28 protein-coding genes are annotated in these 25,098 nt (G+C 43.1%); 10 read left to right on the plus strand and 18 right to left on the minus strand.

What is annotated here, in order from left to right; genetic code table 11:
• The first annotated feature begins 452 nt into the window (after positions 1 to 452).
• On the plus strand, positions 453 to 2,408 hold the full coding sequence (locus tag ACEN9X_RS18365; RefSeq protein ID WP_413666496.1) for a sialate O-acetylesterase: 1,956 nt from the start codon (positions 453 to 455) through the stop codon (positions 2,406 to 2,408).
• Positions 2,409 to 2,574: 166 nt separating this feature from the next.
• On the opposite strand, the gene ACEN9X_RS18370 is transcribed toward ACEN9X_RS18365, so the two are convergent.
• Both ACEN9X_RS18370 and ACEN9X_RS18375 read right to left on the minus strand, forming a co-directional pair.
• Complete coding sequence (locus tag ACEN9X_RS18370) at positions 2,575 to 2,925, minus strand: nuclear transport factor 2 family protein (RefSeq protein WP_413666497.1); 351 nt, start codon at positions 2,923 to 2,925, stop codon at positions 2,575 to 2,577.
• Between the two features lie 79 nt (positions 2,926 to 3,004).
• Positions 3,005 to 3,505 (minus strand): DUF3859 domain-containing protein, encoded by a 501-nt coding sequence (locus ACEN9X_RS18375; protein WP_413666498.1) that lies wholly within the window; start codon positions 3,503 to 3,505, stop codon positions 3,005 to 3,007.
• A 189-nt stretch (positions 3,506 to 3,694) separates the two neighbouring features.
• On the opposite strand from ACEN9X_RS18375, the gene ACEN9X_RS18380 reads away from it, so the two are divergent.
• On the plus strand, positions 3,695 to 3,880 hold the full coding sequence (locus tag ACEN9X_RS18380) for a hypothetical protein (RefSeq protein ID WP_413666499.1): 186 nt from the start codon (positions 3,695 to 3,697) through the stop codon (positions 3,878 to 3,880).
• 59 nt (positions 3,881 to 3,939) lie between these two features.
• Here ACEN9X_RS18380 and ACEN9X_RS18385 read toward each other — a convergent pair whose 3' ends face one another.
• The 4 genes from ACEN9X_RS18385 to ACEN9X_RS18400 all read right to left on the minus strand — a co-directional run bounded on the left by ACEN9X_RS18385 (position 3,940) and on the right by ACEN9X_RS18400 (position 6,132).
• On the minus strand, positions 3,940 to 4,377 hold the full coding sequence (locus tag ACEN9X_RS18385; protein ID WP_413666500.1) for a carboxymuconolactone decarboxylase family protein: 438 nt from the start codon (positions 4,375 to 4,377) through the stop codon (positions 3,940 to 3,942).
• A gap of 72 nt (positions 4,378 to 4,449) precedes the next feature.
• Positions 4,450 to 5,022, minus strand: a complete 573-nt coding sequence (locus ACEN9X_RS18390) for a Crp/Fnr family transcriptional regulator (protein ID WP_413666501.1) — start codon at positions 5,020 to 5,022, stop codon at positions 4,450 to 4,452.
• A 102-nt stretch (positions 5,023 to 5,124) separates the two neighbouring features.
• Positions 5,125 to 5,622, minus strand: a complete 498-nt coding sequence (locus ACEN9X_RS18395; RefSeq protein WP_413666502.1) for a hypothetical protein — start codon at positions 5,620 to 5,622, stop codon at positions 5,125 to 5,127.
• 18 nt (positions 5,623 to 5,640) lie between these two features.
• On the minus strand, positions 5,641 to 6,132 hold the full coding sequence (locus ACEN9X_RS18400) for a hypothetical protein (RefSeq protein WP_413666503.1): 492 nt from the start codon (positions 6,130 to 6,132) through the stop codon (positions 5,641 to 5,643).
• A gap of 191 nt (positions 6,133 to 6,323) precedes the next feature.
• Here ACEN9X_RS18400 and ACEN9X_RS18405 point away from each other — a divergent pair, with 191 nt between their 5' ends.
• Positions 6,324 to 6,680, plus strand: a complete 357-nt coding sequence (locus ACEN9X_RS18405) for a nuclear transport factor 2 family protein (protein WP_413666504.1) — start codon at positions 6,324 to 6,326, stop codon at positions 6,678 to 6,680.
• 54 nt (positions 6,681 to 6,734) lie between these two features.
• Here ACEN9X_RS18405 and ACEN9X_RS18410 read toward each other — a convergent pair whose 3' ends face one another.
• Positions 6,735 to 7,022, minus strand: a complete 288-nt coding sequence (locus ACEN9X_RS18410) for a DUF3892 domain-containing protein (protein WP_413666505.1) — start codon at positions 7,020 to 7,022, stop codon at positions 6,735 to 6,737.
• 359 nt (positions 7,023 to 7,381) lie between these two features.
• On the opposite strand from ACEN9X_RS18410, the gene ACEN9X_RS18415 reads away from it, so the two are divergent.
• On the plus strand, positions 7,382 to 7,843 hold the full coding sequence (locus ACEN9X_RS18415; protein WP_413666506.1) for a DUF4268 domain-containing protein: 462 nt from the start codon (positions 7,382 to 7,384) through the stop codon (positions 7,841 to 7,843).
• An 83-nt stretch (positions 7,844 to 7,926) separates the two neighbouring features.
• On the opposite strand, the gene ACEN9X_RS18420 is transcribed toward ACEN9X_RS18415, so the two are convergent.
• The 9 genes from ACEN9X_RS18420 to ACEN9X_RS18460 all read right to left on the minus strand — a co-directional run bounded on the left by ACEN9X_RS18420 (position 7,927) and on the right by ACEN9X_RS18460 (position 18,296).
• Positions 7,927 to 8,316, minus strand: a complete 390-nt coding sequence (locus tag ACEN9X_RS18420; RefSeq protein WP_413666507.1) for a two-component system response regulator — start codon at positions 8,314 to 8,316, stop codon at positions 7,927 to 7,929.
• Positions 8,317 to 8,428: 112 nt separating this feature from the next.
• A complete protein-coding gene (locus tag ACEN9X_RS18425) occupies positions 8,429 to 9,031 on the minus strand; it encodes a TetR/AcrR family transcriptional regulator (RefSeq protein ID WP_413666508.1) in 603 nt (200 codons plus the stop codon).
• 30 nt (positions 9,032 to 9,061) lie between these two features.
• Positions 9,062 to 10,603, minus strand: coding sequence for a DHA2 family efflux MFS transporter permease subunit (locus tag ACEN9X_RS18430; RefSeq protein WP_413666509.1), 1,542 nt, complete (start codon positions 10,601 to 10,603; stop codon positions 9,062 to 9,064).
• Between the two features lie 81 nt (positions 10,604 to 10,684).
• On the minus strand, positions 10,685 to 11,422 hold the full coding sequence (locus ACEN9X_RS18435) for an SDR family oxidoreductase (RefSeq protein ID WP_413666510.1): 738 nt from the start codon (positions 11,420 to 11,422) through the stop codon (positions 10,685 to 10,687).
• 344 nt (positions 11,423 to 11,766) lie between these two features.
• A complete protein-coding gene (locus tag ACEN9X_RS18440; RefSeq protein WP_413666511.1) occupies positions 11,767 to 12,360 on the minus strand; it encodes a LutC/YkgG family protein in 594 nt (197 codons plus the stop codon).
• The gene (locus tag ACEN9X_RS18445) at positions 12,357 to 13,745 is read right to left on the minus strand and encodes a lactate utilization protein B (protein WP_413666512.1); all 1,389 of its coding nucleotides are present in this window, start codon (positions 13,743 to 13,745) and stop codon (positions 12,357 to 12,359) included. Before ACEN9X_RS18445 ends, ACEN9X_RS18440 begins: the two co-directional genes overlap by 4 nt.
• A complete protein-coding gene (locus tag ACEN9X_RS18450; RefSeq protein ID WP_413666513.1) occupies positions 13,742 to 14,482 on the minus strand; it encodes a (Fe-S)-binding protein in 741 nt (246 codons plus the stop codon). Before ACEN9X_RS18450 ends, ACEN9X_RS18445 begins: the two co-directional genes overlap by 4 nt.
• Positions 14,483 to 14,845: 363 nt before the next feature.
• Positions 14,846 to 15,490: an START domain-containing protein gene (locus ACEN9X_RS18455; RefSeq protein ID WP_413666514.1), complete on the minus strand. Its 645-nt coding sequence runs from the start codon at positions 15,488 to 15,490 to the stop codon at positions 14,846 to 14,848.
• Between the two features lie 136 nt (positions 15,491 to 15,626).
• Positions 15,627 to 18,296, minus strand: a complete 2,670-nt coding sequence (locus tag ACEN9X_RS18460) for a family 78 glycoside hydrolase catalytic domain (RefSeq protein ID WP_413666515.1) — start codon at positions 18,294 to 18,296, stop codon at positions 15,627 to 15,629.
• A 307-nt stretch (positions 18,297 to 18,603) separates the two neighbouring features.
• Between ACEN9X_RS18460 and argH the strand changes: the two genes are divergently transcribed.
• From argH to ACEN9X_RS18485, 5 genes are all read left to right on the plus strand, one after another.
• Entirely contained in the window at positions 18,604 to 19,938 is a 1,335-nt protein-coding gene (gene argH, locus ACEN9X_RS18465) for an argininosuccinate lyase (RefSeq protein ID WP_413666516.1), read from the plus strand.
• Positions 19,939 to 20,126: 188 nt separating this feature from the next.
• The gene (locus ACEN9X_RS18470) at positions 20,127 to 20,333 is read left to right on the plus strand and encodes a YwbE family protein (RefSeq protein ID WP_413666517.1); all 207 of its coding nucleotides are present in this window, start codon (positions 20,127 to 20,129) and stop codon (positions 20,331 to 20,333) included.
• 230 nt (positions 20,334 to 20,563) lie between these two features.
• Positions 20,564 to 21,088 (plus strand): DUF1345 domain-containing protein, encoded by a 525-nt coding sequence (locus ACEN9X_RS18475; RefSeq protein ID WP_413666518.1) that lies wholly within the window; start codon positions 20,564 to 20,566, stop codon positions 21,086 to 21,088.
• A 187-nt stretch (positions 21,089 to 21,275) separates the two neighbouring features.
• Positions 21,276 to 22,910 carry an amidase gene (locus tag ACEN9X_RS18480; RefSeq protein WP_413666519.1) on the plus strand — a complete coding sequence of 545 codons (1,635 nt, stop codon included), beginning with the start codon at positions 21,276 to 21,278 and terminating at the stop codon, positions 22,908 to 22,910.
• Positions 22,911 to 22,919: 9 nt separating this feature from the next.
• Positions 22,920 to 23,321, plus strand: coding sequence for a helix-turn-helix domain-containing protein (locus tag ACEN9X_RS18485; protein WP_413666520.1), 402 nt, complete (start codon positions 22,920 to 22,922; stop codon positions 23,319 to 23,321).
• Positions 23,322 to 23,770: 449 nt separating this feature from the next.
• Here the strand turns inward: ACEN9X_RS18485 and ACEN9X_RS18490 are convergent, their stop codons facing one another.
• Entirely contained in the window at positions 23,771 to 23,980 is a 210-nt protein-coding gene (locus ACEN9X_RS18490) for a hypothetical protein (RefSeq protein WP_091175047.1), read from the minus strand.
• Between the two features lie 100 nt (positions 23,981 to 24,080).
• Here ACEN9X_RS18490 and ACEN9X_RS18495 point away from each other — a divergent pair, with 100 nt between their 5' ends.
• Positions 24,081 to 24,830, plus strand: a complete 750-nt coding sequence (locus ACEN9X_RS18495) for a YdcF family protein (RefSeq protein WP_413666521.1) — start codon at positions 24,081 to 24,083, stop codon at positions 24,828 to 24,830.
• Here the strand turns inward: ACEN9X_RS18495 and ACEN9X_RS18500 are convergent, their stop codons facing one another.
• The gene (locus ACEN9X_RS18500; protein ID WP_413666522.1) at positions 24,831 to 25,058 is read right to left on the minus strand and encodes a hypothetical protein; all 228 of its coding nucleotides are present in this window, start codon (positions 25,056 to 25,058) and stop codon (positions 24,831 to 24,833) included.
• Positions 25,059 to 25,098 lie beyond the last annotated feature (40 nt).

Consider the following 25,098-nt stretch of genomic DNA (forward strand, 5'->3'; position numbering starts at 1 on the left):
ACCCGATCAAAATCGTCTTATTGAAAATATGAAGATGTTAACGGCTGTGTCCGGCTGATTGGTTTAGCGGTATTTTGCTGAAAGATTTAAGGTATAATTTAAAACATACCAGGCAGCGTTGGCGCTGTCTGTAACGATATTCCCGATAGTTCTTTAATGGGTATTTTCATTGTAAAATACAGTTTTAGTTAAAAAAACAATGTGTTAACCAGGGATAGCACATTGTTTATTATCCCTCCGTACGCAGCCTGTTTATCGGGCGACTTCTTTCAATTATTCTTTGAAACTTATAAGCGTAAATACTTTCAGATATATTATATGTGGCTTGGATTCGTCTTGCATGAGTAATTGTTTGTTAAATGTTACTGTTACGTTTATTAATTTGTCAGTTACAGCACTTAAATTAGGGCCGGTCAATTTATCAATAACCTATAGTCTTAAAACAAAATTTAATGAACCTGAAAAAGTGTTTACCCATACTAATCGGAAGTGTATTGCTTAATGCCGGTGCATTCGCCAAAGTGATCATGCCGGGTGTTTTTAGCGATAACATGGTTTTACAGCAAAAAACCATGGCCCGGGTTTGGGGCAGGGCAGATGCCGGTAAAACCGTAACCATTACTTCGTCATGGAATAATAAAACCTATACAACCCTTACTGATGCTGATGGTAATTGGAAAATAAAGATCAAAACGCCATCGTACGGAGGGCCGTACCAGGTTACTATAACCGACGGTAGCGACCCGGTGGTATTAAATAATGTGTTGATAGGAGAGGTTTGGGTTTGCTCCGGCCAGTCGAATATGGAAATGCCGGTAGCGGGCTGGGGACAGGTTAATAATTATAAAGAGGAGATAGCTAATGCCAATTACCCTGAGATCCGTTTATTACAGGTATCTCAGGCAACAAATCTTGCTCCGCAAACCAGTTTAAAAGTGGCTAATGATGGCTGGCGGGTATGCTCGCCTCAAACTATCGGCGAATTTTCGTCGGTGGCTTACTTTTTTGCCAGGGAAATTAACAAGCAGGCAAAAATTCCAATCGGGTTGATCAGTACAAACTGGGGCGGTACCATGATTGAGGCCTGGAGCGATGAAAATGCTTTAACCAATAATCCTGTTTTCAGTCAGCAGATTAAACAACAGCAGGAAACTGCTAAAACAGAAACTGCAACAACTTTTGCGCAAAGATTGGATGCCTGGAACAAACAGGCTATTGCTGCCGATTGGGGGTACAATAACAATAATGCATTTAATGCTGATACTACCGGCTGGAGAACTATGCAGCTTCCCCAGTTTTTTGAAAAAAGTGCTTTAGGAGATTTTGATGGCGTTGTATGGTTCCGCAAAAAGATCAGTATTCCTGCAGCCTGGGTTGGGCAGGACGTTAAGATCAGTTTAGGGAAAATTGATGATAACGAGATCACCTGGTTTAACGGAGAAAAAATTGGCGCTACCGATGGATTTTTACAATCGAGAAATTATACTATTCCAGCGGCGAAGGTACAAGCAGGAGAGGCTGTTATTACCGTGCGTGTATTTGACAGCGGCGGCGGTGGCGGCTTGTATGGTGTAGACGAAATGCAGCTCACTTCAGCATCGGGCGAAAAGCTGTCTTTAGCCGGTTCATGGGATTATAAGATAGGTTTTAACATAAAAAGCCTGCCACCTATGCCTGTTGCCGATAATCCGAACAGGCTGGCCGTATTGTACAATGCCATGATCAATCCGCTTACACCAATGGCAATCCGTGGCGCTATCTGGTACCAGGGCGAAGCCAATACAGGGAGGCCAGGGCAGTACAAGGACCTGTTTGAGGGCATGATAAACGGCTGGCGTAGCACCTGGAACCAGGGAAGTTTCCCGTTTTACTTTGTGCAATTAGCCAATTGGCAAAAACGTGAAGCTGATCCTGTCCCCTCTGGTTGGGCCGAATTAAGAGAAGCGCAAACACAAACACTTGAATTGCCTAACACCGGCATGGCTGTGGCTGTTGACCTTGGCGAGGCCGACAATATCCACCCCAAAAATAAACAGGAAGTTGGCCGCAGGCTGGCATTGGTTGCCCTTGATAAAACCTACCATAAAAAACAACCCTATTCGGGGCCCATGTATAAGTCGCAAAAAATTGACGGTGATAAAATTGAGCTAAGCTTTAATTATACCGATGGCGGTTTAAAAGCGCAGGGCGGCGAAAATATGCAAGGCTTTGCCATTGCAGGTGAGGATATGAAGTTTCATTGGGCTACCGCAGTTATAAAAGGCGATAAGGTTATCGTGAGCAGTCCGGATGTTACAAACCCGGTTGCAGTAAGGTACGCCTGGGCTAATAACCCGGTAAGTACTTTGTACAATGGCGTTGGTTTGCCGGCTTCACCTTTCCGTACCGATAATTGGGTAGGGAAGTAAAAAAGGATAGTGTTTTAAAAAACGTCATTGCTTTGTAGCTTTACGGCGATCTCTATAGGAGAATACAGACTTACGAAGTTTTTAAAACTTCGTAAGTCTTCAATCGCTCTGCCATATCACATATAAGCTATCACGAATTGAGTAATGACAATATTATTTTTGCGGCTTACAGCAAAGGCCTCGGATCAAATATTACCCTGATGGAATTCACCTTACCGTCAACTACGTGGTACCAACCGCAGCTGAATATGGTGGCACGGCCCATATTAATATCATAAAAGATACATACGTCGTCGCCATCACTAAACACGCGTTTAATATCGTATTTCAACTTCATATGCTGCATATCGGCAAAATAAGCATCAGCGCCGTCGCGTTGGCCAAGTACGCCTATAAATTTCATATCATCGGCAACGCAATTGCGTGCCGCTGCAAAATCTTCATCGTTTAATGCTTTTACAAAGGAAAGCACTACATCATTGGCGCTGCCAACGGGTTCACCTGCTTCTGTTGTCATAGGAATAATTATTTAAGGTTACAAATGATTTGATATAACTATCAATAATTATTCCTAAGCAGTGCTTTGCGCAGAAGTTTTAATACAGATCAAATTTTTTACTGTAAACTATTTTGCCGTCATGATAAATATTTAATACCCAGCTCCCTTTTAAAACCTCTTGTTTTTTTTCGAGCGTATAATTGCTGTTATTAACCATGTTTGCAGGTATAGCCAGGGGATACTTTAGGCTTGTATTTGTGATTCTCCCGGCAGGATCATGCGTTTCCGGAAACACCCATTCAACTTCAACGCGAACAGTATCGTTTCCATCGGCAGCAACTTTATATTCGGCCCCAAATTGAATGCCTAATTTGGCCGGGACCCTTTGTGTCTGTTTTATCAGTATTGAATTGCGGGTTACGTTATGGTTACCTGTCGGCGAACCGGCTATAGGTTCTTTGGCTACTATTTTTGAAGTATAGATCCCATAGCTTATTTCGGTAATTGCAAATTTATGCACCATCGCGTGCTGGGCGTTTGTACATGAGCTAATAAGCAGCATGGATACAATTAATCCAAGTGATAAAGGTTTGATCATTGTGTGAAGCTTTATGGTTGTGTAAAGCAATAATTGGTATGGGCACAATTGTATTATAATATTAAAAATAATTCTAAAATTATCAGGATAAAAAAATATTTAATAATAAAACAGACTATAACCGCCCGACGTTTCTTAACAATATGGCCGTATGATCATGAAAGCACATTCAGCATATCTGAAGTTAAAATGAACGAAGAGGTTGTGCTCATCTTTGGCCCGGCTTTCGATCCGCAAGGTGTTTATAGCCTTAGCATACCGACAGTTGATGGCGAAGCTCAGGCGCGCGAAATTATAGCCAATGATCCGGCCAATGTTTTGGGTATTTATGAAGTGGCGTTGATGATGGCGTGGAGCCTGATTAGTTTAAGTTAACAACAAAGCCGCCCGGTGTTACACAGGCGGCTTAAAATCAAAACAACAAAATTAAAAGATTAATTAAGCGGTGGCTGAAGTTGGGTAGTTACACCAATGCGGTTCCAGGCATTAATGGTGATGATAGCCATAATCACTTGCGCTAAATATTTTTCGTCAAACAATTCTGCAGCTTTTTTATAAGTTTCGTCGGATACGCGGCCGGTAATCAGGGTTACCTCTTCGGTAAGGGCCAGGATAGCACGTTCCTGCTCATCAAAAAAAGGCGCTTCGTGCCAAACGCTGATGTTATAGATGCGGCGTTCGGTTTCGCCGGCTTTGCGGGCATCGGTGGTGTGCATATCCACACAGAAGGCGCAACCATTGATTTGTGAAGCGCGGATTTTGATCAGGTCTTTATGACGAGTGGTTAACTCAGTGCTTTCAATGTATTTTTCAAGAGCAATCATAGCCCTGTATGCAGCAGGTTCGGCGGTGTTGATTTTTAAACGGTTCATGTTTTTTTCTTTTTTGTTAACACAAAGTTGGTGATAAACATGCCCTCAAAAAATGAACTGAGTTTAAGAAAATCAGATTTTCTTAGCCCTGAGCCGACTTAAAAACTGTGGGGTGAAGCCTAAATAAGAGGCGAGCATATATTGGGGCACCCGCTGAACAAAACCTGGAAACAAGCCTGTGAAATGCCGGTAGCGCTCCTCATCGTTTTGATTGAAAATATAACCTATGCGCCGTTGTGAGGCTATAAATGCTTTTTGCATCATTATCCGGAAATAACTTTCCATCTGCGGTACGGCGTCAAATAATGCTATACGGTTTTTTTCGGTGAGCAACAGCAGCTCTGAAGCCTCAATGGTTTGGATGTAAGTAGTTGCCGGCTGATGGTTGAGTAGGCTGTCCTGATCGGCTATCCACCAGGTCTCCAGGCCGAATTGAATGATTTGCTCGTTAAGTTTATTGTTGACAAAGTACTGCCTAACCAGGCCTTTGGTTACAAAGTAGTTACCTGCACAAAGTTTGCCCGGTTCCAAAATGAACTCCTTCTTTCTAAATTTCTTTAATTCAAAATGTTGGCATATGTTTTCCTCATCAGTCGCAGATAGTTGAATATAGCGTTTAATGTGGTTGATGAGTTCGGGATACATATATCAGGCAGGGATTGATCGGCACAAATTTCTTAAATTAGATTGATTTAAGCTAATCGGTATTTATAAGTATCCTGGTCAAAATAAGCGTTATATCAAAACTCAAATAGTTCGCTCCGAGAGGTGTTTCCAAATCGCCCATCGTTCATTTCCTAAGTTTTGAATTTGATGCTGAATCATTAACGATTTTAATTCATGGTAGTTTTGGTGATAATAGGTTGATAGTTTCGCTACCTTTTCATCGCCTGCAATCAGGTATAAGTATTCGTTTGCATTTTTCTTGTCAGATATAGAATAGGTTGAAAATCCTGCAATTTCATTGAATTTATAAACTTTCTTCAAACCAAAGCCAAATCTGCGGACCCTTATTATGGTATTTTCATTAATTATAATTTTATGCGTTTTATAATTTAATTGATGCCCTATCAAACTACAGATAGTGACATTAAAAATAATATAAGGGAATGTTAGGAAATGAAAGGGTTTATCATGGGCAAAAAAGCGGTCAAAATAAACGAAAACATATGCAACCATCACAATACTCAAAAACAGGCACGTCAGCAGAAGAAACTTTGGCCAAAAATTGAATTTAGATTTCATGTGTTTAAGAAAGATAATTCAATAAACTTTATCAGTTCCCTCAAGTTCTGCCTTCTCTTCATAATCTAAATTCAGGTCGTCTTCAATTTTTTGCCTGCCGGGGCGCACGTAAATGAAATAGGCAACAAGGGCTCCTGCTATGGCCAGGAAAATAAGCTTACCGGTTAATAAAAAGCCTATAATACTAAACAATGAAGGGCCTTGAAGTAACGCGAGCCTGATAATAGTAGCCGATTGATAAGCAATGAGTTTTGCTTTCAGTGGGGTTTCTCTTCTGATGTTGCTTAAAAGTTTTAGAAAAAGGATATGTCCGGCAATAAAACAAGTAATGGCTAAAACGGGTGCAATATAGATTAGCATATCATTGGCTGCACCTTTTTCCTGGCTTTTAGGAATTATAAATGTAACCGCTGCAAATAAAATCTGGCCTGCTGCGAGGGCCATATGTATAATATTAAGTGTTTTTACGATAGCCGCCGGGCTTTGATTTTGTGGTTGTTTACTGATCATGTGATATGGCTGGTATTTTGTTGTACCAAGTTAAATAATAAACGCAAAATCTGAAACGTGATTTTATTGTTGTTTGCCGGATATGAATATCACCCGCTATCAGTCATAAAGCACCCTGATAATGTCATTTTTGCCCCCCTTTATTCTCGTGATATAAGGTCTAACTTTATTCTAAACAAAATCAATCTATCATGACAACTAAAGAAATTGTACAACAGGTTATCGACGCTTTTGATAATAATGATGTTGAAAAGATCCTAAACCTTTTTGCCGAGGACGTAATATGGACTATGAAAGGCTCGTCCATAACTATTATGAACGGGAAGAACGAAGTGGCACAATTTTTAGGCGGGATGGAAGATGTAAAAATGATTTCATCAACCAAGGAGCATATTATTGTGGAGGGTAACACCGTTGCTGTTGACGGCCTTGTTCAGTGCAGAGATAAAAATGGCAAAGACATGGCTATGTATTATGCCGATATTTATGAGCTTGAAAATGATAAAGTGAAAAAAGTTACTTCGTACATAGTTGATAAAAAGGAATAGATTTTGGAGGCGAAAGGTAAAAGGTTAAAGGCGAAAGGTTGCTGGGCTGGGTTGTTAAACTTCTTCCAATGTCAGCAAGTTATCGATACCGGCCCTGTCGGTTAGGGATCGGAGATGTTTTTTGCCGCCGTTTTCGGGTTTTACTACGGTAAGGTAGGTTTTGCCCCTTTCGGTACTTACATAAAAAGCCTGGCTGTTGGCTTCAATACGGGCTACGGCTTCGGCAACGGAGATCACCACCCTTGGCCTGTCTAACGATTCGTAATAACCGATGTGGGTTATTTGCTCGAGAGTGCTTGATGCTTTGGGTTTATCAATACAGTTTACCTGATAGCTTGCCATAAAATATATGTATATGGGTAAAGATATGGTTTATTAGATAAGATTATTGAAACTATTAAATATCGGTATAACGAGTAATTAAATCCGTTGAAATTTTAAAGTGAAATGACATCTATACAAAAAGGGCTTGTCACCCTGAGCTTGTCGAAGGGGCGGGCGCAGAGGCCTTGCCCGCCATGCTTCGACAGGCTACCCATGACATCCATTTTTATTATGTTGTGGGTAGAAATGAAGGATCCTTCGTCCCTACATTGCGACTTCGTTGATAGCCGAAGATTCTTCGGCATCGCACAGTATAAAGCTTTACATCGTTTAATTTTAAAACCCTTACTTTTACCCCTTTATTAATTTTCACAAATTTGTATTCTAAAGAACAGGCAACTCAATTAAAACAGGCTTTCTGGACGGCGTTTGGACAATACCTCAAACCCCAGCTTTCTGCCGATGGCTTGCGTACCAACTGGGTGAATTATAAAACAGGCATCAAACACCTGTATTTTAAAATGGAGGCCGATAAAAAGTCGGCTTTTATAGCTATTGAAATGAGCCACCCTGATGCAGACATTCAGCAATTGATGTTTGATCAGTTTATTGAATTAAAAAATGTCCTCAACGGTCAGCTTGATGAAGAATGGGATTGGCAGTTGCATACTACCGATGAATATGGTAAAACGGTGAGCCGCATTGTTAAAACCCTGCTCGGCGTAAGCGTGTTTAATCAGCAGGACTGGCCGTCATTGATCTCTTTCTTTAAACCGCGAATTATTGCGCTCGATGAGTTTTGGAGTACGGCGCAGTATAGTTTTGATTTGTTCAGGTAGATCGAATAAAATGCAATGAACGAATACGGGCGAAAAACTTACGAAGTTTTTAAAACTTCGTAAGTTTAGGACGTAAGGAATCTTTACGCCATATGTGCTACATCATCACCCGCTGCCCAAAAGCAATGGTTAACCGTGTCAATAACATCGCTTAGGTTAAAAGGCTTGGCAATAAAAGCATCGGAGCCATAGTTACCTAATGATTCAAGCACACGCGGGTAGGCCGATACCATTACCACCGGGATGTGCGCCGTCGCCGGGGTGGTTTTTAGCATGTGGCAAAGTTCGCCACCGTTTATACCGAACAAAATGTAATCCAAAATTACAAGGTCGGCATTAGCTGATAGGGCCGCCTTGCATATGTCATCAGTATAGTTCAGTACCTCAACTTCATAGTGCTCCATTTCAAGAGCTTCTTTCATCACTTCCAAAATATCCTCGCTATCATCAAGGATCAATATTTTTTTTGACATAATTAATAATTGGTAAAGCAGATAACGCGGGGAGCGTTTCTTTTGTTTTCAAAGTTATAACCAATTATTGTAACAATCAAGTAACAACCTGTAGCTCTAAATATATTAATATTTAAAGCTTTAAACTATCTACAAGGTTATGAACAGATGCCAAAACTATGTCAAGGTTAGCAGGAGAATCAGTTACCTTCGATATCATAATACCACCTTCAATAAGCGCTATCATGCTTAAGGCTGTTTCTGTAGTGTTGATATCGGGCTTCAGTTCTCCCGCTTCAATACCCGCTTTAATAAGGTTTTCGATGCCGTTTTTCCAGCGGATAACAGCCCTGGCGGCTTTATCTTTCAATAAAGGATTGGTATCGTCGGCATCAACAGCAGTATTCAGTATAGGGCAGCCGCCGGGGATAAAATCCCCCCGGGTAAAACTGTGATACACCTGGGCATAAACCAATAATTTATCATGATAGCTGGTAGCCCGCTGAATCCGCTCCTGGATCTGTTTGCGCACCTTGCCCGAGTTATACTCAAATACTTCGGCAGCTACTTCTTCCTTATTTTTAAAGTTACCGTAAATACTACCCTTGGTTAATCCGGTAGCTTCGGTAAGATCGGAAAGGGATGTACCGGCATACCCCTTTTTATTAAATACAGGAGAGGTACGCTCAATAATGAATTGACGTGTACGTTCGGCTTTTGACAATTCGTTTTCCATAATACAAATATACCAACTGGTATTTAGTTTTTAGTGATCGCTTACAATAACAACCGGCCGGGTTTGTTTTTTGCGGTTGATAACCAGGAACAGCAGCGGCATAGCCAGTAAAAATATCAATCCCGAAAACAGGTAAGCATCCAGGTAGCTCAGCAATGATGATTGCCTGTTGATAGTGCTATCAATAACTGCAATGGCTTTGTTATGTGCGTCAAATGATGAAAAACCCCGGCTGCTGAAATAATTGCTGAGCTTAGCTATCCGCGCCGTAGTTTGATCATTGAAGATATTGATATTTGATAACAGGTCATTGCGGTGCAATCCGAAACGTTGCGCCACATAGGTGTTGATAACCGCAATACCAAACGAGCCCCCTAATTGTCGCATCATGTTATTTAGTGCAGTTCCCTGTGGTATATCTTTAGGTTCGAGCCCTGATACTGCCAGGGCTGTAAGCGGAACGGTTAGTAAGGCAATGCCCATGGCCCTGTAAATTAGTGGGCCAACCAAATCACCGGGTGCTGCCTCCAGGTTCATGTGCGACATTTGCCAGGTAAAGCTGATGAAGATAACGAACCCCGCGGTGATGATGATCAAAGGAGATACGCCTCTTTTTAACAATGTGGCCGAAAATAACAAGCCCACAATGGCCAGCACTGCACCCGGTAACAGAATAAGCCCGGTGATGGTAGGTGGAAATAGTAATACCCTTTGCGCCAGCACTGGCGTAAGGAATACGGATGTAAACAATCCGAACCCGGTTACAAAAGTCAGTATAGCAGCTACCGCGAGCGATTTGCTTCTTAGTACCCTCAAATCAATAACCGGGTTTTGGGTTGTAAGCTCCCACCAAATGAATGTACTAAGGCTAATGACGGCAACTATAGTAAGCACAATAATATACCCTGCCGAAAACCAATCGTCAGTTTCACCACGTTCCAATACGGTTTGGAGGGAGCCTATACCTATAATGAGCAGGAGAATGCCCCACCAGTCCACACTCTTTACTTTAGCCTTTATTTCGGGCTCGGTAACCAGTAATAAACTTGATACGGTGACAGCAATACCGATAGGAATGTTGATGTAAAAGATCCAGGGCCAGGTATAATTTTCGGTAATGAAACCACCAAGTGTAGGGCCAATTGTTGGGCCTAAAAACACCCCCACGCCAAACAGCGCACTGGCTATACTCACTCGTTCTTTGCCGTAAACCTCGAACACAATGGCCTGCGATACTGATAATAAAGCTCCGCCGCCAATACCCTGCAAAAAGCGGAAAGCGACCAGCGTCCAGATATTTGAGGCCAGTCCACACATGGCCGAAAAGAAGGTAAACGCAATGATAGAGCCAATGTAATAATTGCGGCGGCCAAGCTTTGCGGTTAAAAAGCTGGTCATGGGTATTACAATAATATTGGCTATAGCATAGGCCGTAATAACCCAGGAAGTATCTTCAAGCGTGGCGCCAAGGTTACCGCTCATATGCGAGAGGGCAACGTTTACGATGGAGGTATCTATCAATTCCATAATAGCGGCGGCTATAACGGTAATGATGAGGATGCTTTTTTTCATTGGAATATGAATTAGAAACTAATAATCGCCCTAAAAAATACCAATCGGTATTTTTTAGGGCGAAAAAATTAATCCAGAAAATTATCTCTGGTGAAGGGCTTTCAAAGCTTCGGCCGGGTTTGATAAATACAAGCGATAGAACGGCTCTGTACCACCAACGCGGATCTCGTAATTATCGGTTTCAAAACCGGTTACAAATTCATCTGCCACCTGTGAGGCAGGTATACCGTTATGACCGCCAATCTCTGCCGAAAATTCGGTATCAACCAGTGGAGGCATTAGTTCAAATACTTTGATGTTAGTATCTTCTAAAGCGGCACGTAATGATATGGTGTATGAGTGCAGCGCGGCTTTAGTTGCAGAGTAGGTAGCAGTTTGTTTGCCCGGTAAAAACGCAACTATTGATGATACGTTTACGATAGCTGCTTCGCTTTGCCGTTGCAAAACAGGCAACAATTTTTCATTAAGGCGGATTACTGAAATGTAGTTGGTAAACATTTCTGTTTGTGCATTTTCAAAAACGTTAGGTGTAGTAAGCAAGTCATTGATTGACGCTGCACCGGCGTTGTTGATCACTACATTTAGCTGAGGGAAATCTTTCTTCACTTTTGCGGTTAATGCTTCTACGTCATCTGCATTTGAGATATCTGCTTTAATAGCGGTTACATTTTGTAATTGAGCGGCTGCTTTATCCAGGCGTTCCTGGTTGCGACCGATAATAATTACATGGTTATTTTTAGCTGATAGTTGTTTTGCAATTTCAAAACCTATACCGGCACTACCGCCAGTGATAAGTACTGTATTTTGTGAGTTTTTCATGTTTTTGAGTGTCATTAGTTTTGACAGCACAAAAATATACCAATCGGTATATTTTTGTATCATCCATTTGTCATCGTTGTAAATTGTTGATTTTTAGGGTGAAGATGGTGGGTGGCAGTCTTGCGTTCGTTTGTAACGAGCGCTTAATATGGTTTAGCGATTGTACCGCCGGTCGCGTTATAAACGCAAACCCACGTTACGCACTCGTTGCAAACGAGCGCCAGTAATGAAAAATATGTCATTGCGAGAAGGAACGACGAAGCAATCGCATGCTATACAGGGCGGCTCTGCTTTCGTGCGGTTGCCACGCTACGCTCGCAATGACATGAGTTTTGAATAGTTGTTTACGACAGTATAAAAACCGATAAACTCCTCGGCCCATGGGCGCCAATCACTAAGGATTGTTCAATATCAGCGGTTTTTGAAGGACCGGATATAAACGCGCCATAGCCGTACTCAGCATCGCCAATAACCTGGTAGGCCTGGGCCATGGTTGGCACAAAATCGTCTTTACTAATTACTACTGCCAAATGCTGGGCAATAAAAGGCAGTACCCGGCTGCCCATATCCTTCTCAGTAAGCCAAAGTGCGCCGTTTTCGGCAACGCCAAGGTTGGTGCGGAGTACGGTTAGCTCCACATCGGCAAAGTTGTGGCCGTCTTCGTGCTTTACGGTTTCAGCATAAATATAATCGCTTAGCTCATCAAGGGCCGATATGATTTTTACGCCGGCTTTAAATTCATTATTGATGATGGCTTTGATCTCATCAAAACCACTTACCTCGTAAACAAAGCTGCCGCCTGCTGTAGCGATGGTTTTATATTTCGACACCAATTCAGTTCTGATATCGGTTAGCGTATTCAGCACCTTCATATCAGGCAATGGCAAAGCCGGCGGCTGATTGAATTTTACAGCGGCTAATATTTTTTCGCGGCTCATGAGTTTTTTGCTCCTTTCCTTTTGGCATACCATTCACCAAATGATTCATCGGGCGCCTTTGGCATTTCCCTTTGATTATACCATGGGTTTAATTTGTTATTTACTGCAAACGGGGCATATTTAAATACCAGCCGCCCGGTTTTGCCGCCCATACGGTACAAAGTAGGCGATGCCAGTGTTAAGGCCATAGCCTTCATAGCCATGGTTTTTGCTTTGGGCGAATAGCCTTCTTTAACAATTACCTGCCGCCATTTATATAGCTGGTCATGAATATCTATTTTAACCGGGCACACATTACTGCACGAACCGCATAGGGTAGAGGCAAATGGCAGATCGGCATATTTTTTCATATCGAGATTGGGTGCCAGGATAGAGCCAATTGGCCCGGCGACAGCAGTATGATAGCTGTGGCCACCACTTTTACGATAAACCGGACAGGTATTCATACAAGCACCGCATCGGATACATTTTAATGAGTTGCGGAACTCCTCACGTCCCAACTGAATGCTGCGACCGTTGTCAACAATAACAATATGAATTTCCGTGCCATCCTGCGGTTTGCTGAAGTGGCTTGAGTAAGTAGTAATTGGCTGCCCTGTAGCACTGCGTGTAAGCAGGCGTAAAAACACCCCAAGATGTTTCCTTTCGGGAATTAGCTTTTCAATACCCATCGAGGCAATATGGATCTCGGCCAGATGTGCGCCCATGTCTGCATTGCCCTCATTAGTGCAAATTACAAACTCACCCGTTTCGGCAACTGCGAAGTTAACGCCGGTAAGCGCCGCGCGACGGGTTAAAAACACCTCGCGTAAATGCTGACGGGCAGTTTCGGTCAATATTTTAGGATCCGATTCGCCTTTGGCTGAGCCTAAATGCTCGTGGAAAATATCGCCTATTTCTTCCTTTTTTTTGTGGATACAAGGCAGTACGATATGGCTTGGCGGCTCATTGGCCAACTGTACAATGCGTTCGCCAAGGTCAGAGTCAATTACATCAATGCCTTGTTCTTTCAGATATTCGTTCAAATGGCATTCCTCGGTAAGCATTGATTTGCTTTTTACCATTTTGGTAATGCCCTTTTGCTCAAGCAGGCTGTGTACAATCTGGTTGTGTTCAGTTGCATCTGCCGCCCAGTGCACTATGATGCCATTTTTGATAGCGTTAGCCTCAAACTGCTCAAGGTAGCTGCTCAGGTTGGAGAGTACGTTAAATTTTATTTGCGATGCCGTTTCGCGCAGCAATTCCCATTCGGGGAGTTTGTGGGCTGCAATATCCCGCTTGGCGCGCACCCACCATAGGGTTTCATCGTGCCAGTTTACACGGGGTTCATCGCGGTTAAAATCGGCAGCTAAATGCGGGTGATCTTTGGTAGTAGCGGTACTCATTGCATGCTGTGGTTTAAAATTTCGGCTACGTGAATTACTTTAACATCGCTGTTTTGACGGCGTAAAATGCCTTCGAGGTGCATAAGGCAAGAAAGATCGGCCGAAGTGATATATTGTGCGCCATGCGATACGTGATCTGCCACACGGTCTTTTCCCATTTTTGCCGATACAGCTTCTTCAACCACGCAAAATGTACCGCCGAAACCGCAGCAATCGTCCTGACGGCTTAGTGGTACCAGTTCAAGCCCGTTTACCATATCAAGTAGTTGAGCCGGTTTGCTGAAGGGCTCGGCAACCAGCTCGCTCATCTGGGCTATGCGTAATCCGCGTAACCCATGGCAGCTCTGATGTAACCCAACCCGGTAAGGGAAACTGGCCGAAAGTTGTTTAACCCGCAATACATCAACCAAAAACTCGGTAAGCTCATAAACTTTTTTGCGGATCTCGGTTGCCTTTTCCTCTTTTCCATCGGCATGTAAATGCTCTTTGATGTGCAGCGTACAGCTTCCCGAAGGACAAACGATATAATCGTATCCCGAAAAATTATCGACAAATAAATTATTGCAACCGCCGGTTAAATGCTCATAGCCCGAATTGGCCATCGGTTGTCCGCAACAGGTTTGATTTTTAGGGTAGTGGACCTCACAGCCAAGTTTCTCCAGTAACTCCAGTGTGGCAATAGCCGCTTTGGGGTAAAACTGGTCAACATAGCAAGGAACAAACAAAGCAACTCTCATCGTTTACACGTTTACTTTAAATTGGTTAAAGCAATATTAGCGTTTATAATTTGCACAACTATCCTTTGGTATCCTGCCGGCAAATTAAACGCTTATATACCAACATCGAAAGTACAGCTAAGTGTGATACGAGTTTTCAATTTTATTTGCAAAATGTTGACGTTTATTTGCAGATTATCTGAACCAGGATTTGGGGGGATTTTTCGGAATACAGGATTTTTGTCTGAACTCGAATTTTATGGAATTAAGGAATTGGCAGAATCTTCTTCGCACCGAACTAAGATGCAAATTCAATAAATTCTTTAATTCGCTTAATTCGAGTTCAGACAAAAGACTGCAAACTGAATTAGGGAGCAGAGGAACTTACTGCACATAAGCCAACTTCACATCCTTATAAGCAGGTTTCTGAAGTTGCTTTTTCAAACCTTTAAAACTTTCGGTAGGGCCTTGTGCTGCAAACATGTTGATCAACCAGGCAGGTACCGAGCCTCCGGGATCAAGGTGCAGGGTGTAAACAATGCTTACGTGGCTGCTGTCAACAGGCGTAATCACCCAGCGGCCAGTCGAATTTTCGACCCTTACAATACCATCCTTTAAAGGTACCATGTTTGATATAACCGGAGCGTCGATGGTAACCACTTTGGTTTTGGGATCTTGCGTAACTTTTAAATGTGCTACAAAATCGCGGTTATGTACCGGCCAGGGTATGTTTACTTCCGAATAATAATATATATCTGAAGGAGAAACTTCTTTAATGACAGTTGCCGATTTGGTATGATAAACCCATTCGGCGCAGGTTTTAATATCCATCAAAACGGCTACTAACTGTGCAGCTGTAGCGTTAAAAGTGCATTCTACTTTAATGGCTTTGATCTTTGAATCGGGAATATGGCGGGTATAAACCCTGATGCCTTCCTTGTCGGTACTTAATGACCATGGCTCTTCAGGTCCCGCTACGGCAAATTTTGCAACAAATAATAAAAATACGATAGATAATATCCTGCGCATGGTATCAGTGACTGTAAATAAGGTGTGACAAATTTATATACAAAAACAGGCCGGGGTTGCCCCGGCCTGTCAGTAAATGGTCATTTGATATGCGCAGATATTAAAATATGAAAATACTATGGCATTTGCGGCGATATTATTTTACCTCGAACACATAACTGCCCGCATTTATTTTGTACAATGCAGGGTTGCCGATTGCCTTGCCAGCAAGGTAAACTTTACCTGCCGGGAAGGTGATTGTTGCGCTTGAGTTTGCAGGTACGGTTACTTTATAAGTTACTGCACCATTGATACGCTGCCATGATGAAACAATGTTACCGGAAGGCCCTTTGTGAGTAGCGCTAAATGCATTTAAACCCGGTACAAAATGTGGTTGCAGCAGTACGTTTTTAAAGCCAGGATGTTCAGGATCGGGATGGATACCTGCAATGCCTTTGTACAGCCAGGCACCAATTTCCCCAAACATGATATGATTAAGGGAAATATCAGATTTTGCATCTATCTGCCAATTTTCATAAAGGGTGGTAGCCCCGTTCACCATCCACCAGCCCCATGACGGGAAGGTTTCCTGCGAGGCTATTTTGTAAGCTACATCCGGGTACCCGTTATCACTTAGGGCGCTTAAGATGGCCTTGGCGCCCAATATACCTACATCCAAATGGAAATTATCTGCTTCGACACGTTTAGCCAGGTTAGCTGCTACTTTGCTTTTCATGTCTTCGGGCACCACTCCCCAGTAAAGCGGCACGCTTAGTTCTGTTTGTAAACCTTCGCCGTAAATGCCGGTTGTAGTATCTAAATATTTAGCGTTGATGGCGTTCTTGATCTTGTTGGCCAGCGCCGAATATTTTATGTAATCGGCCTGTTTGCCTAATATTTTAGCTGCTTTAGCCAATATGCTGGCATCGGTATAGTAATAAACAGATGAGGTAAGTTCAACCGGCGAAACCGATTTTACGGGCACCCAGTCGCCCAGCCCCCAGGTAGTAAGCCCGGTTGGGTAAAGGTCATCAATGTGGTTTACGTATTTTTCGATAGCGTTGTAGCTATCGGCCAGCAGTTTGCTATCGCCATAAAATAAATAAATATTGTAGGGAATAATAGCAATGGTGCTGGTCCAGTCGGGCCCGTTACCCCATTCATAGCCCCAGCCACCAGTTGGGATAATAGACGGCAGTACGCCATTAGGCTGCTGCTCATCACGATGGTCGGCCAGCCATTTTTCGTATACGGTGATGCCATCGAAGTTATATAAGCCTGTTTCGCTGGCAATATGGGCGTCCCCTGTCCAGCCGTTCTTTTCGCGTTGCGGACAGTCGGTAGGGTAGCCGAAAAGGTTGCTCAGGTAGCTGTTGTTGGTGGCGGTCCAGATTTGATTAATAGTTGGGTTTGAAGCTTTAACCGTACCAATAGGCTCCACATCGCTGTGCATAAAAAATGCCTTGATGTTTTCTTTGCCAATCTGAATTGGTTTGCTGCTGCTTACCTCTATATATTGAAACCCTTTGTAGTTAAAACGAGGAGAGAAAGTTTCCTCGCCTTTGCCTCCTAAAATAAAAATATCGGTCTGAAAAGGGTCTTTATCATCGGTAGGGCGATAATGCAGATCGATGTTTGATTGATCAACGTGTCCGTTTTTGTTCAATCTTTCTGCATGTTTCAGGCGGATCACCGTACCTGAATCACCTTTAACCGTAATTTGGCTTACGCCCGAAATATTTCGGCCCATATCAAATACCCAAACACCGCTATCAAGTTTGGTAACGCTTTTGGTGCTGATGGTATCAACCGCGCGGATAGGTTGCATGGCCTGTGATACGATATTCATGGATGGGGCCGAGCGGTTAATGACCGGTTTCCATTTGCTATCATCAAAATTGACGGTATTCCAACCCGGTTGTTCCAGCCTGCCATCGTAATGCTCGGCAGTATAAATGCTGTTGAAAACGATGGGGCTAAGTGAGGTTTTCCAATCTGTACCCGACTTTACAGATTCAACTGTACCATCGGTATAAGTGATCCGTAAATCCATACAAAATGCGGGGCGACAGCGCCATGGTGCCTGGTGGAAGAACCATACAGCCGTACTCTGATGATTATACCAGCCGTTGCCTAACAATACTCCAACAGCGTTTTTGCCGTTTTGTAATTGAGCCGTAACATCATATGAAACATAAAGCGTACGCCTGTCGAACCGGGTATACATTGGATCAAGCCGATGATTACCGATCTTTTTACCGTTAAGGTAGAGCTCATACAAACCCGCAACCGCGATATAAGCCCTTGCCGAGCGGATAGGCTTAGCTACCTTAAATGTATTGCGGAAATAGGGCGCTGGGTTTACTGCTATTCCTTTATTATCGCTGATCCATGAGCCTTCCCAGTTTTGCATCCCCATCATGCCGGTTTCGAAGCTGTTTATAGCTGACGGGGCAAGCTTTTTACCTGCCTGATCCCAAAGCTGAACCTTCCAGTAATATTTAGTAAAAGGTTTTAGTTGCTGGCCGCTATAAATAACAAGATTGTTTGATGAAGCAATTTTGGATGTAGCCCATGCGTTGCTTTTGCCTGCTGAAATGGCAGCCGAATCGGTACCTACGTAAAGCTGATAGGCACTCTGGGCTGCACCCTGAGCTTTATCATTCATGAGCCAGGTTAAACGGGGATGCGCATTGTCGATACCTATCGGGTTTACAAGATATTCCGATTTAAGACCTGCAGCCCCGGGCGTTTGAGCTTGTGATATAGAAAAAGAGCAGCATAATAAGGCAATGCTAAGCAATGGCTTACATAAAGGGTGTTTCATGTGGTTAAGATAGCGGTTTATACAATATTGGCCAAAGGCTGTAATATGTTGTCACAATCAACAATGTTAATTGGATGGATTGAGATTGCCATCCTGTACTGTCTTATTTCTGTCTGAACTCGAATTAAACGAATTTTGGGAATTTATCGAATTTTTCATTTTCTGACAATTCATTAATTCCAAAAATTCCGGTTCAGACAAACTCCTGTCCATCCGATAAATCCCCCCAAATCTCGGTTCAGACAAAAAATCCTGTTAATCCTTAAATCCCATAAATCATGGTTCAGATAATTTATACATTTGCACCATGAGCAAGCTATGGCAAAAAACTACCAACGTTAACGAACTGGTTGAAAACTTTACTGTTGGTCGCGACCGCGAATTTGATGAGCAAATGGCGGCGTTTGATGTTTTAGGATCGTTGGCCCACACCCGCATGTTGCAAAGCGTAGGGCTGATGGACAGCGCCGATCTGGAGCTTGTTCAGCGTGAGTTGAAAAATATTTATGCCGATATCGCTAAAGGCGGTTTTAAAATTGACGAGCATGTTGAAGATGTGCACTCGCAGGTTGAGTTATTATTAACCCAACGCATAGGTGATGCCGGCAAAAAGATCCACAGTGGCCGCTCCCGTAACGATCAGGTTTTGGTTGATCTGAAATTATTTTTCCGCAGTCAGTTACAGGAAGTTGTTGAAAGTACCGAAACCCTGTTTCGCCTGCTTATCGAATTAAGTGATAAACACAAAGATGTTTTATTGCCGGGTTATACCCACCTTCAGGTGGCCATGCCATCATCATTCGGCCTGTGGTTTGGCGCTTATGCCGAAAGCCTGGTTGACGATCTTGAACTGGTTTTGGCTGCTTATCGTATCACTAACAAAAATCCGCTGGGGTCGGCTGCCGGTTATGGATCGTCGTTTCCGCTTAACCGTACCTTAACTACACAGCTTTTAGGTTTTGACAACCTGAATTATAATGTTGTTTACGCGCAAATGGGCCGTGGTAAAACCGAGCGGATCATTGCACAAGCTATATCAACTATAGCTGCAACACTGGCTAAAATGGCCATGGATCAAACCCTGTACCTGAGCCAGAATTTCTCGTTTGTGAGTTACCCTGATGCCCTGACTACCGGCAGCAGCATCATGCCGCATAAAAAGAACCCCGATGTTTGGGAAATTATGCGTGGCAAATGTAACCGCCTGCAAGCACTGCCTACCGATGTAGCCATGATGACCACTAACCTGCCATCAGGCTATCACCGCGAGCTGCAGTTATTGAAAGAATTGTTGTTCCCTGCTTTTGCCGATTTGAAACACTGCCTGCAAATGGCAACCTTCATGCTGCAAAATATCACGATAAAAACAGATATCCTGGACGACGCTAAATACGCATACCTGTTTAGTGTGGAGGAAGTGAACCGTTTAACGTTAAGCGGCACACCATTCCGCGATGCTTACAAGCAGGTTGGTTTAGCTATTGAAGCAGGTGATTTTAACCCCGATAAAACGGTGAACCATACCCATGAGGGCAGCATCGGTAATTTGGGTAACGAACATATTTCTGCATCGTTTGATAAATTGGTCAATAATTTTGATTTCGGAAAGGTAGAGCATGCAATAAAAGGATTGGTTGAATAGAAAAGCTATAATTTGCCATCCTGAGCGATAGCGAAGGATCTTCTTAGATAGGCTGAGCTGCTATACAAAGCGAAGAAGATGCTTCGTTCCTCAGCATGACACCCCATTTATGGTAGGCGCATCGGTGAAATCAAACGAATCAAAAAGGTAAATCAGCGCAATCAACGTAATCAAAAAAATCAACGGTCATGAACGGACAAAACAGAAGCGATATATACCCAGGCCTTGAGGTTGACATCATCCTAAAAAAAGATCAGCGTACCGGTACGCTGACCCGCGGCTTTGTAAAACGGTTGCTCACGAGCGCGGCTTACCATTCGCGCGGAATAAAAGTGCAGCTGGATGACGGGCAGGTTGGCCGTGTGGCCTGGATTGTTGACGAAGACGATTTTTAGTATCTTCATTTATTCTACATCAAACATTATCATATTTATGGTGTAGCTTAAATTGTATGCCTCAAAAAGCCAAAACAAAAACAAAAGTCTTTTTTAGTCTTGATGCCCATCATCGCCTCCTGATTTCGTTAGGAGCCGCAGCAATAACACTATTTTTCTCGTGGTCGAATTTTTCGGCGCCAACAGTTGCTTTGGTAACCTGGATAGCATTCGGTTTATGCATCATTATTATGGATTGGATTATTATCCTTACGGCTAATCCTGCTGAGATCCGGAGAATAGCCAGTATTGAAGACTCAAGTCGTACGTTGATATTTTTGTTTGTAATCGTGTCATCGCTGATGAGCTTACTGGCGATAGTATTCCTGTTATTGTCCACAAAAAACCAATCGGATGCAGTTGTGACGGCGCGGGTTTTATTGGCGATGGCTTCGGTAATTGTGTCCTGGTGGCTGGTGCATACCATATTTACGTTGCGTTATGCCCATATGTATTATACTACAGCCCCCGATGATGATAAAAAACTCAAACACCTCGGTGGGCTCGAATTTCCGGGCGAGGAAAAAGAGCCCGACTATCTCGATTTTGTATACTTTTCTTTTGTTGTAGGCATGACCTTCCAGGTATCGGATGTGGAGATCTCGGCCCGTTCTATCCGCCGCCTGGCATGGCTGCACGGGTTAATTTCTTTTGCTTTTAATACCGCTATTGTGGCGTTGAGTATTAATGTGATATCGGGGATGATATCGAAATAAGATATCAAGAAGAATAGTTTCACGCAAAGGCGCTAAGACGCAAAGGGGGTCAAGCTGTAATAGTTTTGTGACTTAGCGCCTTTGTGTGATTTTGTACATGCTTTGTAACATTTAACTACCTACGCCTCTGTAATTTTCAAAGTAGTTAAATATTTTGTTACTTGTAATGCCTTTTATTTAAACAGTTATGCATAGAAGAAATTTCCTCAAAACAGGTTCGCTGGCGAGTTTAACCATCTCTACTTTAGTTGCGGCTTCCTGCAACCAGCCATCGGCCGAAAATAAAGCAGATGATACCGTTGCTTCCGAAAACAGCAAGGACGACATATTTGAACTGAGTGAAATAACCATTACTGATCTGCAGCAAAAAATGCAGGGCAAGCAGTTTACTTCAAGGCTGATTACCGAACTGTACCTTAAGCGTATTGACCAGATAGATAAAAAAGGCATTATGCTCAACGCTGTGATCGAGCTTAATAAAGATGCCCTGAACATGGCCGATGTGATGGACCGTGAACGTGAAAAGGGCAAAGTGCGCGGTCCGCTGCATGGCATACCTGTGCTGATCAAGGATAATATCAACACAGGTGATAACATGCATACCACTGCAGGATCGTTGGCTTTGGCCGATAATTTTGCAAAACAGGACGCTTTTATAGTGCATAAGCTTCGTGAGGCGGGTGCAGTAATATTGGGTAAGACTAATTTAAGCGAGTGGGCAAACTTTCGCTCCACACATTCAACCAGCGCATGGAGCAGCAGGGGAGGGCAAACTAAAAATCCCTATATTTTAGACAGGAACCCCAGTGGTTCAAGTGCAGGCACGGGAACGGCCGTTGCGGCCAATCTTTGTGTTATAGGTATCGGCACTGAAACTAATGGCTCTATAGTTTCACCGGCGTCAGTTAATGGTTTGGTGGGCATTAAGCCAACAGTGGGCTTATGGAGCCGGTCGGGCATTATTCCTATTTCAAAAACACAGGATACGGCAGGTCCAATGACGCGCACGGTTAAGGATGCTGCCATATTGCTTGGCGCACTTACCGGGATAGATACACTTGACCTGGCAACACTTGGCAGCAAGGGCAAAGTGGAGGCCGATTACACCAAATTTTTAGATGTAAACGGCTTACAGGGTAAGCGGCTTGGTGTAGAAAAATTAGCACTTAATGACAATCCTGCTGTGGTAGCATTGTTGCAGGATGCTATTAAAACCCTGAAAAGCAAGGGAGCCGAAGTGGTGGAGATTGAACTTAACAAAGAGCTAAAGACCATTAACAACAATGAATTTACGGTGCTGCTTTATGAATTTAAAGATGGCCTTAACCAATACTTCGGCAATGCCAACAGCAAAATAAAAACATTGGCCGACGTTATTGCTTTCAACAAACAGAATGAAGCTAAAGCAATGCCTTTCTTTAAACAGGAAACCCTGGAGTTAGCACAGGCCAAAGGCGATCTGAACAGTAAAGAGTATCTTGACGCGGTTAAACAAACCAATGCTGGTACCCGTAAAGTTATTGATGAGATGCTTGCCAAATATAAACTTGACGCCATTATAGGCACCACTAATGGCCCCGCAGTATGTATCGACCTGGTAAATGGCGATTATGATAATGGTTTCAGTTTTTCGGGGCCAGCGGCTATGGCAGGGTATCCGCATATTACAGTACCTATGGGCCTGGCACATGGCTTGCCGGTTGGGTTATCGTTTTTTAGCACGGCCTACAAAGAGGGTGACATCATAAAATTGGGATATGCCTATGAGCAGGCATCTAAAAAGCGCGTAGCACCGCTGTTTAAGCCCGATCTGTTTGCTTAGTTTTGTGTTATGGACGCAACGCTCACTGTTCCTAAGAAAATACTGGCCCGTCAGCATGAAATTACCGCCGACTATCTGAAGGCCATTGACAAGCATCTTGACGATGTGCTGAACAACCGCGTTTTGGATATGTATGAGATCCGCGACTTTGCCAATGAAATGCATATCCATCCCACACACCTAAGCAATACCATCAAACTCACCACCGGGAAGCACCCCTGTTTCTTTTTCGAAGAGAAGATCATGGAAATTGCCAAAGCCATGCTTCAGGAAAATATCGTAAGCATAGCTGAAATAGCTAGCCGGCTTACTTTCGATCCGTCAAATTTTACCAAGTTTTTTAAGCGTTTTGAAGGCGTAACGCCAAAGCAGTATCGTGAGCAATGGCTGATGAGGCAGCTTAATTGTTAATTGTTGGGGTTAGTTTTACTTTATGTCATTGCGAGGAGCCAGCGTTGGGTTTCGGGCGGCGCGACATGGCAATCGCACATAAGCATGGCCGTTTTGTATAGTATACGATTGCCACGCTTTCGCTTATAATGATGTGATAGTAAGTTATTGATTATTAAGTATTTTTTTCGATCTGTTTTATTATATGGGCGTTGCCTGCGGCTCGGGCTATCCGCTATAAGTCCTCGCCTTTCCTACCCGCAAACCTAACCCGCGCTGTGGGCTTTACGCTTCTATCCCTAACGTAGCCCCCGCACAATACCCCTAAAACACAGCTTACACGTCATCTCATTTTTTTAGGACTTTCCCGGTGGTTACTCGCAATGATATATTTTTATTGTAGAATACCTTTCTCAGGCAGGAGGTGAAACATGCCAAAAATATACTTATTACGTACAAAGCAAGTTGTATTACCGCCTGCTGTTATCCCTGAAATTTTGAGTACGTACGGCAATCTGCTCTAAAGTAAGTTCGCCGTATTTTTTTGCGCGATCTGCCCATTCAGGGGCATTGTCAACAAGGTTATCGATAATCGATTTACCGTCGGGTCCTTTTTTGGTTACGTAATTTATTCCGTAAGCAACTGCAGCACCTATAGCAAGAGTTTTGATAAAGCCCATCTTAATTTTTTATGTTATATATGACAATGATAATGCCAGTTTGTTACCCGGTTTATTAAAAGCTTCTATATTTGAAGCACTTAAACATTATAGCTACAATATGTTTTTTATATTTTCAAAAGTGCTTTCATTTTTAATGAGCCTGCTTTTATGGGTATTTGCATTTTTACTGATAGCCCTTTTTTCCAAGAACGTAAAACGTAAACGAAAATTTTTGCTTACGAGTATTATTGTACTTTATATCTTCTCTAATTCGCTGTTAATTAACCTGGTTAGCTGGTGCTGGGATATCAGGGAAACTGCTATGCCTGTTGGCAAAAAGTATACCTGTGCTATAGTACTGGGCGGTTTCAGCTCGGACGACGGCAATGGCGGCGGCTTTTTTAATTCCGCTGCCGACAGGTTTATCCAGGGAGTTCGGTTGCAGAAAACGGGACAAGTTAGCCATTTGCTTGTATCAGGCGGGAATGGACTTTTAATGCCGTCGGGTTTTAGAGAAGGAGATTGGGTAAAAGAACAACTTAAAGAGATGCAGGTACCGGATAGTTGTGTGTTGAGCGAATCCAAATCACGTAACACCATTGAAAACGCTATGTTTTCAAAAGAAGTGCTGCAGCAACATAAGCTTAAAGGGCCTTATCTGTTGGTTACTTCTGCCTTCCATATGCGCCGTTCTATGATGATATTTAAAAAGCAGGGGATCAACGTAGTTGCGTATCCCTGTAATTTTACCAGCCGGAGGTTTGCCGTTTCTTTTGATGATTTTCTTCCCAATGCTGGTGCCCTGGCAGGTTGGGGCACATATATTAAGGAAGCAATCGGTTATGTGGTAACCCGATACTTCAAATGATCAGCCATGTTTAAGGTGCCTCGTAGCAGGGCTGCTATCTGCTTCGCGATGGTTGTGCTTATTCCAGTTGGCTATGTCAACCAGTCCCGGCGGGGTTTGATAGTGATCGGCGTTAGCGCCGCATCTTACAATAAATTTGCCTTTGGCCTGTGCTATGACGGGCCGGCTACCGCAGATAATGCAAGGCTCACAAAAGATAGCCACCTGTATTTTAATTGGTTTATTCATGGTGAAACTAAGGTGGCACCAATTGGCTGAAAATTCAATA

The organism is Mucilaginibacter sp. Mucisp86 (assembly GCF_047324315.1).
Taxonomy (GTDB): Bacteria; Bacteroidota; Bacteroidia; order Sphingobacteriales; family Sphingobacteriaceae; genus Mucilaginibacter.